The 12993-nt window shown below is 62.1% G+C and carries 8 protein-coding genes; 1 reads left to right on the forward strand and 7 read right to left on the reverse strand.

The window, feature by feature from the left end:
- The first annotated feature begins 416 nt into the window (after nucleotides 1-416).
- Nucleotides 417-3467 carry a PKD domain-containing protein gene (locus SINAC_RS12145; RefSeq protein WP_020466274.1) on the forward strand — a complete coding sequence of 1017 codons (3051 nt, stop codon included), beginning with the start codon at nucleotides 417-419 and terminating at the stop codon, nucleotides 3465-3467.
- A 208-nt stretch (nucleotides 3468-3675) separates the two neighbouring features.
- Here SINAC_RS12145 and SINAC_RS12150 read toward each other — a convergent pair whose 3' ends face one another.
- The 7 genes from SINAC_RS12150 to SINAC_RS12180 all read right to left on the reverse strand — a co-directional run bounded on the left by SINAC_RS12150 (nucleotide 3676) and on the right by SINAC_RS12180 (nucleotide 12975).
- On the reverse strand, nucleotides 3676-4422 hold the full coding sequence (locus tag SINAC_RS12150) for a class I SAM-dependent methyltransferase (RefSeq protein WP_015245929.1): 747 nt from the start codon (nucleotides 4420-4422) through the stop codon (nucleotides 3676-3678).
- Nucleotides 4419-5585 (reverse strand): glycosyltransferase family 2 protein, encoded by a 1167-nt coding sequence (locus tag SINAC_RS12155; protein ID WP_015245930.1) that lies wholly within the window; start codon nucleotides 5583-5585, stop codon nucleotides 4419-4421. Before SINAC_RS12155 ends, SINAC_RS12150 begins: the two co-directional genes overlap by 4 nt.
- A gap of 4 nt (nucleotides 5586-5589) precedes the next feature.
- Complete coding sequence (locus tag SINAC_RS12160; RefSeq protein WP_015245931.1) at nucleotides 5590-6654, reverse strand: hypothetical protein; 1065 nt, start codon at nucleotides 6652-6654, stop codon at nucleotides 5590-5592.
- Nucleotides 6655-7004: 350 nt separating this feature from the next.
- Complete coding sequence (locus SINAC_RS12165; protein WP_015245933.1) at nucleotides 7005-8192, reverse strand: glycosyltransferase; 1188 nt, start codon at nucleotides 8190-8192, stop codon at nucleotides 7005-7007.
- 147 nt (nucleotides 8193-8339) lie between these two features.
- Complete coding sequence (locus SINAC_RS12170; protein ID WP_015245934.1) at nucleotides 8340-10166, reverse strand: GNAT family N-acetyltransferase; 1827 nt, start codon at nucleotides 10164-10166, stop codon at nucleotides 8340-8342.
- Between the two features lie 161 nt (nucleotides 10167-10327).
- Nucleotides 10328-11338, reverse strand: a complete 1011-nt coding sequence (locus tag SINAC_RS12175; RefSeq protein ID WP_015245935.1) for a glycosyltransferase family 2 protein — start codon at nucleotides 11336-11338, stop codon at nucleotides 10328-10330.
- Between the two features lie 50 nt (nucleotides 11339-11388).
- A complete protein-coding gene (locus SINAC_RS12180) occupies nucleotides 11389-12975 on the reverse strand; it encodes a polysaccharide deacetylase family protein (RefSeq protein ID WP_015245936.1) in 1587 nt (528 codons plus the stop codon).
- Nucleotides 12976-12993 lie beyond the last annotated feature (18 nt).

Here is a 12993-nt window from a genome sequence, read left to right on the forward strand (position 1 = left end):
GAGAATTCAGTGGAAGCCTGACGGCTACGCGTTGTCCTCAACCCGGACACCCCAGGCCGAAATTTCCACGCAACGGCGTTGAGGAAAACTCGCGGCATACGGCGGGCCCTGTCCGCATTCGGGAAATCTCGCTCGTCGCCAGTTTTACATGCTTGAGTTCAAACACCTGAGCACGACCTCAAACTGATTAGTAGAGACGTTCTTCCGTAAGTTCTATTCCTTTTCGTTTCATCAGCCCGGTCCACGACAACTCAACCGCGTCTCTGAGTCGCCCCCCAACTCCTCTCTGGAGAGGTGGGTTCGGACCTCGGCTCTGGCTTGCGTCCGCATCACAGTGTCGCTTCTGGACTCGGGGAGACTTCCCCACCCCGAAGCAGTTCCTATCCCGTCTTGATTCGCAACGCGAGGACGTTTGGATGATGAAGCCGTCTTGGCGGAGTTTCCTGCAAACGCGAAAGAGCAAAGACCAGCGAGCCTCGAGAGTCAAACTCCGACTGCGGGTTGAGGCCTTGGAAGAGCGGCAGCTCTTGGCCACAGGGGTCGGTTCGTACTCGTTCAATCTTGGGACGATCAGTTCCTCGGTCGCTTCGAAGGCGACCAACGTCGCCCCGACCGCACAGGCGGGTGGTCCTTACTCAGGAACGGCAGGTCAGGCGCTGACGTTCAAGGGCTCGGCCACCGACCCGAATCCCGGCGACGCCGCGGCTGGGTTTACCTACACCTGGAACTTCGGTGACTACTCGCCGCAAGTCAGCGGGCTCGGACTGTCGAACCCGAGCCATGTCTACGCGACAGCGGGCACATACAGGGTCTTCGTCACCGCGACGGACAGGTACGGAGCCACCGGCCCCGTTAGCATCGCCACTGTGACCATCGCCCCAGCATCCACAAAGCCGCTGACCGCCTCCGCAGGCGTGTCCTACACGGGCAAGGAAGGATCGGCGATCACACTGAAGGCGACAGCCTCCGGCGGGAACGGGTCGTACACCTATGCCTGGGACCTGAGCAACAACGGGAACTATACGACAGCAGGCCAGAACGTCTCCACCACATTCCAGGATAACGGCACCTATACGGTCGGACTCCGCGTCACCGATTCCGCAGGCCGGATTGCGCTGTCGACGGCGACCGTGACCGTGGCCAATGTCGCTCCGACCGCACAGGCGGGTGGACCTTATACCGGCACGGCGGGGCAGTCGCTCACCCTCAAGGGCTCGGCCACCGACCCCAGCCCCATCGACACCGCTGCCGGGTTCACCTACACCTGGGACTTCGGTGACGGATCGGCAAAAGTCAGCGGGCTCGGACTGACGAACCCGAGCCATGTCTATGCGACGGCGGGCACGTATACCGTGATCGTCACCGCTACCGATAAGGACAAGGCGACCAGCCCGGGTTCCTCCGCCATCATCACCATCGCACCCCCGGCTCCCCCGCCGCTCATCGCCTCCACGGGCGGGACCTACACGGGCAATGAGGGTTCAGCGACCGCTCTCAAGGCAACGGCCACCGGTGGAACCGGCCCTTACACCTACGCCTGGGACCTGAGCAACAACGGGACCTACACGACGGTAGGCCAGAACGTCTCCGTCACGTTCCCGGATAACGGCACCTACACGGTCGGACTCCGCGTCACCGATTCTGCAGGCCGGACCGCATTGTCGACGACGACCGTGACCGTGGCCAACGTCGCTCCGACCGCATTTGCAGGCGGACCTTACACCGGCACGGCGGGGCAATCGCTCACCCTCAAGGGCTCGGCCACCGACCCCAGTCCCATCGACACCGCTGCCGGGTTCACCTACACCTGGGACTTCGGTGACGGATCGGCAAAAGTCAGCGGGCTCGGATTGACGAACCCGAGCCATGTCTACGCGGCGGCAGGCACGTATACCGTGATCGTCACCGCTACCGACAAGGACAAGGCGACCAGCCCGGGTTCCTCCGCCATCATCACGATCTCACCACCGGCTCCCCCGCCGCTGGCCGCCTCCGCAGGCGGGACCTACACGGGTAAGGAGGGTTCAGCGACCGCTCTCAAGGCAACGGCCACCGGCGGAACCGGCCCCTACACCTATGCCTGGGACCTGAGCAACAACGGGACCTACACGACGGTAGGCCAGAACGTCTCCGTCACATTCCCGGATAACGGCACCTACACGGTCGGACTCCGTGTTACTGACTCCACCGGCCGGACCGCTTTGTCAACGGCGACCGTGACCGTGGCCAATGTTGCTCCGACCGCATTTGCAGGCGGCCCCTACACAACCCCGGCGGGGCAGTCGCTCACCTTCAAGGGCTCGGCGACCGATCCGAGTTCGGTCGACACGGCGGCCGGCTTCACCTACACCTGGTCGTTCGGCGATGGCACGGCCAATGCCGCCGGCAAGAACCTGACGAATCCGAGCCATGTGTACACAACGGCGGGGACCTACACAGCGACCTTGACCGTGACCGACAAGGACGGCGCAGTCAGCTCCGCGGTCACAGCCGTGGTCACCGTAACCAAGCCTGGAGGAACCACGCCCCCTACGGATTCGGCCCTCTATGACAAGGCGTTGGTCAAATGGCAGTCTCAGATGATCCAGTACGGCCGGCAGGCCGCCGCCGAGCTTCACTCGGCCACCGGTGATGCAGCCCTCAGCGCGACCTACTACGACTCGGCACGGGTGTTTTACCAGATCGCCGACTACACCGGGGACTCATCGTGGTTGACGGCGGTCAACGACTCCCTCAGGATCTACCGTGACAATTATGTGACTCCCAACAAGGGAAATGTCCCGGGCTACTTTAACTTCACGAACGGGCTCCTGGAGAACTATCGCCGCACCGGCAACACCGCCTCCCGCGACGCCGTTCTGGCCATGGCGTCAGCCATGTACGGTGGCGACTCCGTCCCGGCAAGCGATACCGCCCCTTGGTACCTCAGCCGTGAGGTGGCCTATAGCCTTCTGGCCAATGTCAACGCCGAAACGCTCGGTGGGCCACATCGCGCCCGGACCGACTTGCTGGCAAACCAGGCCTTGGGACACCTGGATCAATGGACTGTCTCCAAGACGGCCACTTATGTGCGTCCGTTCATGGTCGCTCTGACCTGCGAAGCGTTGATCGCCTACCAAGCCCAGACGGGCGATAGCCGGGTGCTCCCAGCGATTCGCACCGCCCTGGATTGGATCTGGGCCAATTGCTGGAACGCCAGCGCCCGCGCCTTCCAGTACACCAACATCACGGCCCCCGACGGCTCGGGCGGTACTGAGGCGGCTCCCGACCTGAACCTGCTCATCGCCCCTGCCTTCGGGTGGTTGTACCACCAGACGGGCGACACGACGTACCGCGATCGGGGCGACGCGATCTTCGCAGGCGGAGTCGATCAGGCCTGGCTCGTGGGAGCCAAACAGTTCAACCAGAACTACCGCTGGAGCTTCGCCTACGTGCAGTGGAGGGCCGAACCGACGCTCGGCAACTAACCCACTTCGCGGAGGTATCGGCAGGCAGTGGCCACCCACTGCTTGCCGGCCTGCCCCCCCCAGGCTCTGATGTTTCTGTTCGGTAGACCTACGGGGCAAGGACATCGTCCTTGCCCCGTCGTTCTCATTCCATAAACCCACAGCACTATTCGCACATCATTTCTCATTGACTCTTAATTCACAAACACTCCTCGCGATGGGCGTTCACTCATTTCACGGCACGGATCAGCAGCAAGGTTCCCGGCCGTTCGTAACGGATCGCGCGGCGATCCCAAAAGTCCGCGAGCGGACGTAACGGTCGCGGCAGGTAAGCGTTCCATTGGCCGACTCGGGAGAGGTTGATAAATTCGACGGACTGGAACTTGGCGGCATGGCGACGGACTTGTTCCGGAGTGTTTGTCCGATAGTAGACGGGATAGTCCTCATACCGCTCGACCCCTCGCTCGCCGTGGAGCAAGTCGAGGTAACGCGACTTGAACCGCAGGCGATCGGCCAATCGAGAGGCCTGGGCAAAGGGATGGCGACCGTCAACGGTCATGGCCCAGAAGGTTCCGCCGACGCGTAAGGTCTCGAAGAGCTTCTCCCAGAAGGGCAAGGGCGAGGGGAGGTGCTCCAGCACCATCACGGCGAAGGCCAGGTCGATCGAGCCTGGCCTGATGGGGGCTTCTTCGAACCGGGTCCGGTGGGTCTCGCCAAAGTGACTGGCAAGTGGAATCTCCGGATCCGGCTCAATCCCGATATAGTGGCCTGCCAAGTCCGCGATCGATCGCTGCAGAGGGACGCTGCCGTCAAGTCCGCGACCGCAGCCGATGTCCAAGATCGTTGGGCCGCCACCCAGACATCGGGCCTCCTCGGCGACCAGATCCCGGAAGATACGATCCCGCCACTCGCCACCGCGATAGCGCTTGAGGTAGGGAGTCCATTCGGTCGCGAGATCGATCAATTCGGCGCTCATACCGCATCCTCCAGGAAGCCTGCACCAGGTGCTTCGTACGCCACCTTACCCCAGGTTTGCGACGCCCGCCCTGAGAACCAGACCCAAAACGCCATCCACGCTGCGGTGTTAAGGACGAGGAAAGACGACGCGACCGAGATGGCCCGCGACCGTGTCCCGAAGCCAAGCACCCCGGCCAAGCCAACCAGGTAAGTGACGACCTGGATTAGGAAGAGAGCGCGGTAGAGCGGACCCTCAAGCACAGCAGCGAGGCCGAGGGCCCCCAACAACGTCCAAGGAACGAGGAGCCGGGCCAGCTTGTGCGAGACGAACTGCCACCAGATTGGGTTCCGCCAAGGGATCAAGAGAGAGGGGAGCCGAATGAGGAGTTGGAAGTTGCCGCTAAGCGTCCGAACCTTCCGGCGGAACTCGTCGCGGACCCGGTCGGGCAGTCGATCGAAGGCCCGAGCGCGTTCATCATGGACGATGCGGTAGCCTTGCATCACCACCAGCAACGGCCAGTAGACGTCGTCGAGAAGAGTCCCGCGAGGAATGGGCCGGAACAAGCCGCGTCGAACCGCACAGATCGCCCCAGTCAGTCCGATGCTCGAGTGCAGGCAGCTTTCAGTCCGGCGTAACCACTTCTCGAACCGCCAGTACAGCCCCACGCCGGCCAAGATGCCAGGACCCGACTCCAGGATCAGATGGCCACTGACACCACCAACCGTCGGATCGGCAAAGTTCTCCAACAGGCGTTCCAGCGCATCCGGGGCCCAGGTCTGCCGGGTGTCGGCCAAGACCAGGACCTCATGCAAAGCCTCGTTACAGCCAGCGCTCAGAGCCGCGGCCTTGCCCACGTTGTCCGGCAGTTCGAGGACCCGGACGATCTCTACACCAGCGGCCCTCGCGGCGTTGGCCGTGCCGTCGGTCGATCCGTCGGAAACCACGATGATCTCTCCAGGCTGGCCTGACTCGGCGATCAACGCAGCAAATTCGCGAACCCGGCGGCCGATCGAAGCTGCCTCATTGCGGGCGGTCAACACCACCGAGACTGATGGCCTATGGCCCCCTCCATGGGGGACGAGACGGACCCGCTTCCGGACAAGGCCCGCGAGAATCAGGGGATAGACAAGATAGGGATAAACGACGCACGCGACGCACAACCAAAATGCTATTGCGAGCATGATATTATCCTTTGCCATTGCCTCGATGCCGGTTCGGATCGACGGACCGATCACCCTCGGTCCGCCACGTCACGTAATCGAAGCTCCAGCGGTAGTTCTGGTTGAACTGCTTGCCGCCGATGAGCCAGGCCTGGTCGACCCCACCCGCGAAGATCGCGTCGCCCCGGTCGCGGTAGATCGCATTGCCCGTCCGCCGATAGAGCCAGGCGAACGCAGGGGCGATGAGCAGGTTCAGGTCGGGCGCAGGCTCGGGCCCCCCCACTCCCTTCGCTTCGTGATCGACGTATCGAAATGCCCTTGACTTGGCGATCCAGGTATTCTTCCAAAGCCAGTCGGCGCCGACCCGGATGGCTTCGGGAATCCGCGCGTCGCCCGTTTTCGCGTGGTAGGCGATCAAGGCCTCCGCAGTCAGGCCGAACATGAACGGCTGGTGGAAAGGAGCCGTCCGAGAGATGAACCACTGGTCGATGTGTCCCAGAGCCTGGTCCACGAGCAGGCGAAGTCGAGGCCGATGCGGTTCGCCCACCTCCTCGGCCTTCATCAGATTGTGGATGTTGTAGGCCACTTCCCGGCTCATCGCGACGTTCTGGGACCAGGCGGCCGGCGCGGAGTCGGAGGCGAAGGCCGCATTTTGCGACAAGGCAACAAGCGCCTCACGCGATTTCGGATCCTTCGTCCGCTGGTAGTGCATTGCCAATCCGTGCGGAAAGATCCAATAGCCGGGCACCTTTCCATCGTTCGCCAGGACGTACCGGTCACGGTAAATGGCCATGGCGTGGTCGGCGGCGACCAGCCACGAGCGATCAGCAGAGAAGTCGGCGATCTGCAAGAGGACCCGCTGCGCATCGTAGTAGGTGGCACCCAGCAGCGGGTCAAGCGGACCATTCGTCTCCTTCAGGCTTGCAGCGTGCGTCTTCCCGAATTTGATCATCTGCGCCCACCAACGGGCGAGTTGCGGAATTGGTGGCACGTCCGCCGAAGGCCGAGGGGTATGGGGGAGGGCTGGAGCACCCGCCAAGGCGAGAGCCCCTCCCAGAAACGCTCTCCGATTCATTGGTGCATCAAACATTCGAGGCTCCTGCAATCAGGAAGAGACGCGGGAGGCCAACCGTGAGAGGTCATGATTTGTGAAGTCGAACGCCGGGGTAGAACAGGGGCGTGCTATTCGGAATCCATCGCGTTCTTTCCGAACAACGATGCGGAGTCGCGCAGCAAAGACAGGAAGCGCGATGAAGCACTTCAAGAGCGAACACGGCCTACCAAGGGGTTGTGCATACGGCCACACCATCGTGGCTTTGCAAACCCACCTCCTGGAGCGTTCGCCAGTGAGGGCATGCCACGCCCTCAATCGCTGGACGGGCGGGCAATCCCGTTTGGCGGGATGGGCCTGAGCGAAAGCAAAGTGGGGTTGTCCCCCGCTCACCCGACGGCGGGGTGATGATAGCCCGGAGCGAGACTCGTGAGCTCGTCGAAGAGCCGGTGATAGTGGCTAGCCTGAGCCTCGAAGGTGAACTGCTCTTGAACACGTTGCCGCCCACGCCTGCCCATCGACCACCGCCCCTCGTCATCGCGCAGGGCGTCGAGGAGGCGGTCAGCCAGGGCGGCCGCGTCGCCTGGAGGCACCAGGCGACCATTGACCCCTTCCTCGATGACCTCCGGCGTTCCTCCCACGGCAGTGGCCACGACAGGCACGCTGGCGGCCGATGCCTCCAAGGCCACATTCGGCAGGCCTTCGGTAAAGGAAGGGAGCGTGAACAAGTCAAAATGCGGGATGATCCGGTCGAGATCGTCACGGAATCCTGCAAGGAGGAATCGATCGGCCAGGCCGGACTCGCCAATCTGGCGCTCCAGATCTGCGTGCAACGGACCATCGCCAAAGATCACGAACCCAACGTCCGAGTTCTCCCGCACAACTCGGCGGGCAGCTTCCACGAGCACGCCAAATCCCTTCTCAGGGCTCAACCGCCCGGCGGCACCCACCACACGTGACGGCGGCGTGGGGAAAAGACCTCGGAGCCAAACTCCATCGGCCGGATCAGCAGAGTCAAACCGCGCGGCCCGGATCGCGTTGCGGATGACGATCACCCGGTCGGTCGAGACGCCCGCGCAGCGCACCTTGACGGCCTGGCCCTCCGAGACGCAGACAACCCGGTCCATCCCACGAAGGCAGAGTCGGTCCAGACCCTCATTGAACCGGACCTTCACCGTTGCGGCCGTCCAGCCTCGTGAGACTGCGATCACGGGAATCCCAGCTTGACGGGCGGCCAGCCAGCCAAGGATGTCGGGCTTGTAGCCGTGGCAGCAGAGTACATCTGCGCCGATCCTTACCAGTTGCCTGGCCACCTCGTGCACCGCCGCGCGATAGTGTGGCTTGTTCTCACGAAGCTCCAAGGCCTCGACACCTTCTGATGACAACGCCTCCAGAAACGGCCGGGCTCGTCCCCCCTCGGTAAAAGCGAGGAAGACGGATCGAACGTCGGCCGGTAGGCTGGTGGCCAGGCCAATCATCTGCCTTTCGGGGCCACCGAAGAACGGCGATGCCGTCAGGTGCGCGACGACCGTACGCCTCCCAACTCGGAGGCGATCCTCACCAGATCCTTGAATCATGGGTGAATCCTTGGGACTCGATGGATGAGTCGAGTGGTACAAGAGGATTCTTCACCATCATCATGGGGGGGATCGCCCTGCGTCTTCCGCAACAAAAATCAAGGCTCTTGGTCGTGGCCCTGCGAAGTCAGAGGGTCACGCGTGGAGTCAGGAATCAGCGATAGACGCGCTGACCCGGCTCCGTTCCCCCCGACGCAGAAACCGGGTCCGGATGAACCGAAAAGATAAGCGGAATCCCGATTTTTCGATTCCGCGACGCGACTTATCATTTCCCGAGAGACAGTAGATCCACACGCTTTGGCAGTCTCTCAGTCCCCGCTCGATGAGCTCACACAGAACGGCGGGATAGATCGACCGACCACGGGCAAGCGGGGCAGTCCAACAATCGTAGATCACGGCTCCAGGCTCATCGAGCACGATCTTGCAGTCGGCGCCCGACTCGTGAGTCGCCACGATTTCGCTCCGGATCCCGACCCACGACGCATGGACGACCGTCTGTTTATCGAGTGCGATGAACAACCTATCGCCCCGCCGAAGCCGCTCCCGAAAGTCATGCAGTCGGGCGGTGTTGAAGACATCGGGGTAATCGCCCGCCAGATCCGCCAGACTCGCAAGCGTCCCCAACTCGATGACAATCCCATCTGGCAAGCGAATCGGCCGACGATCCGTCACGGGCAACCGATGATCGATTGAGTATACGAGTACTTCGTCACGAGCGTAGACCGCGGCACGAAAGACATTGGTGAAGACACGCCGGCCGACCCCGACGGCCCCATGACGGGACAGGCCGCGTTGCAGGGACGCCACTAGCCCCTTCCTCTCCGAGTCCGCCCATCGCATCATGGATTCCAGGCGCGGCCATCTTCGAAGGCATTCCCGTACCCCCTGACCGAAACGGAACGCCCGAGCCCGGGACGTGGTTGGAAAGAGCCTTGCCGTGTAATTGGTGCGCGTACAATTGGCGTAGCGGCTCTTGTAGTCTTCGTCGCCCACCGAGAAATCGAATTCATCGATCCCCCGGTCACCGCAATACTCAAGAAGCTCGCGAAGCAGGACCTGTCCCGGCGAGTTGTCCCAGTGATCGAGATCAAAGGTCGGCTTGTAATAGATCAGTCGGCCGTGCGACTCGAAGCCGAGGTGATAGGCGATCGGCCGGCCGTCCAATTCCAGGATCGCGAACCGGAGTAAAGTGCGAGGGTCGACCCGTTCGACGAGGGATTCGCAGAGCGCGAGTAGCCAAGCGTGGCGAGTGAGTTCGGCGTCACCGCCCATCGTCCTGCGGGCGAGGTATTGACGGAAAAAATCAGGAATATGCGTGCGGATCTCTTCCCGATCCTCTAGGTGGCGGAACGTGAGTTTGCCCAGCTTTCGTAGCCTGTTCTGATAGTACCTCGTCTTTCCCTTCTTCAACGCTTCACCCAGAAGCGCGTGGCGGTCGCCGGCCAAGACCAGGGCCGGGCAGACGCCGCCCGGCTGAAACGTGAGCCGGGGTCCGAGGTTTGCGGCCAAGGACGAGCATACAGCCAGGAAATGAGAGGTCTCGGGCAGATTCTCCAGGACGCACCCTTTCCAGTTGAGGCCTGAATCGAGGAGTGTGCGGAGGGCCAGTTCGAGCGATGCGGCGGTCTCAGTTCCATCGGAGAGGAAATCGTTGTAATCTGAATATCCGTGCCCGATGAACTTCAGGATCCGCCCTTCAAGGGCGACGGGGAGCAAACCCACCAGACGGTCGCCCTTGAAGACCACCGGGACACAGGGTGTCCGCCGTGGGCTTGGGATGTCCAGACAGGCGCGGACCCAAGCAAACGTCGTGAAGATGTCGGGGCGCGGGCCTGCCTGCCAAAGCTCGTCCCAAGGCTCGGCCAAGGCCTCGAGGCGGGCGAGGTCCGTGACTATCTCGCACCGGAGGCAAAGTGCCGACCGCCGTGGCACCGCCATCGATCCTAGCGTCATCATCGCTGCCTCTCGTTTCATCGAAGCTCATTCCTCTCCGGGTCACGGTTCAGAGGCCCCCCATCCTTGGGTCGAAATGCGTCCGCAACGTATTGGTCCCGACGTCGGTCCGCTTCCCATCCACAGACGATGCCAGTGTGAGCGAGTCCCGAATTACAACGAGGCCGCCGGATGCCCGAAGATCATCGCGTGGCTACCCCGCCGACGGTTGAAGTTGGGAGATGTTTTCGCGACTCGAATGGTCGACTCAAGGCGATCAGCAGCCGCACAGCAGATCCGAGAGGAGTCGCAAGGGGGCTGGCACAGACGCTGGCCATCGTGGACCAGAGAAAGCTGTAGGACTTCCCCATGCGGAATTGTTTCCGTAACTCTCGAGCTTCGCGCCACCGGCCCCAGTACCCGAGCATGCAAGCGGTCTTCTCGGCACGGCGGGATAAAACCTCGTCGAGCACCTCACGCAGCGCGTCCGGGCATACCGTACGAACCAGATTGGCGTGACTCAAAATGGGCTCGATGGACCGGGGTGCGCGATACCCAAGGCTCAGGGCCGAGGCCTCTCGGTGATAGGCAACAAGCGGCTCCAAATTAATCGCGACCGTCTCGTTCAACAGCATCTTGAGGAACAGGAAGCTATCCTCGCCAAAGAGGCAACGCCCGGTCGCGAAAAATCCTCCCCAGCGGCGTACCACCTCGGTGCGAGCCACGGTCGACCATGGACACATATACGCAAGCACGGAAGAAAGCGACTCCGGAGATGTGGCAGGGCCAGCTCGGTACAAGCCATCTACCAAACCACGTCCTCTCCAGAGCGGGACCGAGGACTGATTTTCCGGAAGGTTAAAGTACGCCGAAGTCACCGAGGCTACGCCGGGATTTAGGTTGTCAAGCAACGAAACGCTGCGTGCGAGGAACTCGGGAAGCCATTCGTCGTCCGCATCGAGAAACGCAACATATTCCCCCTTAGCCTGCTGAATCCCTCGGTTGCGAGCCGAACCAGGACCGGAATTGGCCTGAGAGATCAAGCGAATCCGAGGATCGTTCACGGATTCAACGATCACCGGGCCTTCGTCGGTTGAGCCATCGTCGACGACGATCACCTCATACTCGCCGAACGTCTGCGCCCTAATCGAGTCAAGCGCACGCCGGATGTAGCTCGCCTTGTTGTAAAGCGGAATGACAACGGAGACTCTCATAAAGATCGGTCCCCCCCAAGGTCTTAAGCACCGGCGTCAAGCCGTGCCCGTTAAACCTTCCAGCCTTCCACAACCGACAAGAACCGCAGGTCGCTGAACGAGTGATCTACTCCTTGTCGCAGGACGTTCATCGCCTTGAAATCCGGAGGATTCGTGTCGCCGTAGGCCGACATGCAATGGGTACAGCCCAGACTTCCTAACCGGTTGCGGACCTCATCGGACATGTCCATCCGTTTTCCATAGGGATAAGCCAGCACCCGAATCGTCTTCGAGTCGCCGAGTTCACGCTCCAGGTCCGTCGACGCCGTCACGATTTCGGCAACCGCCTCCTCCACGGGCACCTCGGCCAGATTGACGTGGCGGCAAGTGTGGTTTCCGAAGCGGAAGCCCCAGGACTGCATGAGCCGGACTTGGTCCCAGGAAAGCGCAGGGACCCGGCGACCGAGCCGCTTGATGTCGTGTGGGAACGCTTCATCGGGGGTGCCCACAATGCGTGTCGAAAGGAAGAAGGTGCAGGGCAGTCCCAGTCGTCGCAGGATCAGGGCGGCCTGGAAGTTGTCCTCATAGCCATCGTCAAACGTCAGGACGACAGCGGGCCGCCGGCGCGGACGCCCGAGGCTGGCCAGGAACTCGGGCAGGTCAAGCACATCGTACCGCCGAGCCAGCAAGCTCATCTGTCGGGCGAACTGTTCCACACCGACCGTGACCGTATCGAGGAAGCCGTCATCGACCCGGTGGTACAGCAGCACGCTGACGTGAGAGCTCCCAGTCAGTCGACGAAGCAGGTTACGGGGTGGGACATAGAGATAGACATAGCCAAGTAGCGCAAGGACCTTGATAACACTGCGCAGCCTTCTCGAAAGAGGGACTCGCTGGCGGACATCTCGGGCCATGACCGACGAGGGATGCCGGCTCAGAGGACTTGCGCCGTTAGCTTGCGGAATAATCGTTGCCGTCCCATCGTCGAGTTGCCTCAACGCCTCGAGGAGGACCTCAGTCCCCAGCGCATCGAGCGCGAAACGAAGACCGACAGGCGTCGTATAGGGCGGGACTTCAAGGGCCCGCTGGTGGATCCGCCCGCCGGTCTTCGGGCTGCAACCCATCCATTGAATGCTCACACCGGTTCGCTCCACACCGTCGTGGATCTCGCTGAACCCGGTGGGAATCCCTGGATGGTCCGTCAGCAGGCCCTTGGAGATGTTGATCGTCCCGTACTTCGGGATCTCGAAAAGCTCATGTTCAAAGATCGGCCCCACAAGCGCGATGCCCAGACACGGTCTTGCTTCGCTCACTTCCCTGAGTGTTGCGGAGGAGTGAAGTGACGGGACGAGCCGGTAGTGAATGTTCGGCAGGTCGATCCGGTCGAGAGCCTCGGGCAAGCCGACCGGGCTCCCCGGAGAGCGAGGCACGGGCCTAGGCCAATGCCCCGCGAGGTCGAGCGATGTCGGTTCCGGAACGGCCCGGCGTCGATTCACCCTCAGGTTCAGGCTCCAGCGACGTCGAGTCTTCTCCTGGAAGACCGTGATCGTCCAGTGAGGGAAGGCTCGCGCGATCCGCTCCACGTCTTCGATCGTGGAGGGAGTGTTGTCGCTCCCGACAAAGACCGCGATCCGTCGCAATTGATGGGTGCCGATCATCAATAGTCCTCACCAAAG

The sequence above is a fragment of the Singulisphaera acidiphila DSM 18658 genome (assembly GCF_000242455.2).
GTDB lineage: Bacteria > Planctomycetota > Planctomycetia > Isosphaerales > Isosphaeraceae > Singulisphaera > Singulisphaera acidiphila.

Excerpts from the sequence above, each read along its gene's own strand:
- SINAC_RS12180 (WP_015245936.1), bottom strand. The coding sequence starts at position 12,975 with ATGATCGGCACCCATCAATTGCGACGGATCGCGGTCTTTGTCGGGAGC.
- SINAC_RS12160 (WP_015245931.1), bottom strand. The coding sequence starts at position 6,654 with ATGTTTGATGCACCAATGAATCGGAGAGCGTTTCTGGGAGGGGCTCTC.
- SINAC_RS12175 (WP_015245935.1), bottom strand. The coding sequence starts at position 11,338 with ATGAGAGTCTCCGTTGTCATTCCGCTTTACAACAAGGCGAGCTACATC.
- SINAC_RS12150 (WP_015245929.1), bottom strand. The coding sequence starts at position 4,422 with ATGAGCGCCGAATTGATCGATCTCGCGACCGAATGGACTCCCTACCTC.
- SINAC_RS12155 (WP_015245930.1), bottom strand. The coding sequence starts at position 5,585 with ATGCTCGCAATAGCATTTTGGTTGTGCGTCGCGTGCGTCGTTTATCCC.
- SINAC_RS12170 (WP_015245934.1), bottom strand. The coding sequence starts at position 10,166 with ATGAAACGAGAGGCAGCGATGATGACGCTAGGATCGATGGCGGTGCCA.
- SINAC_RS12145 (WP_020466274.1), top strand. The coding sequence starts at position 417 with ATGATGAAGCCGTCTTGGCGGAGTTTCCTGCAAACGCGAAAGAGCAAA.
- SINAC_RS12165 (WP_015245933.1), bottom strand. The coding sequence starts at position 8,192 with ATGATTCAAGGATCTGGTGAGGATCGCCTCCGAGTTGGGAGGCGTACG.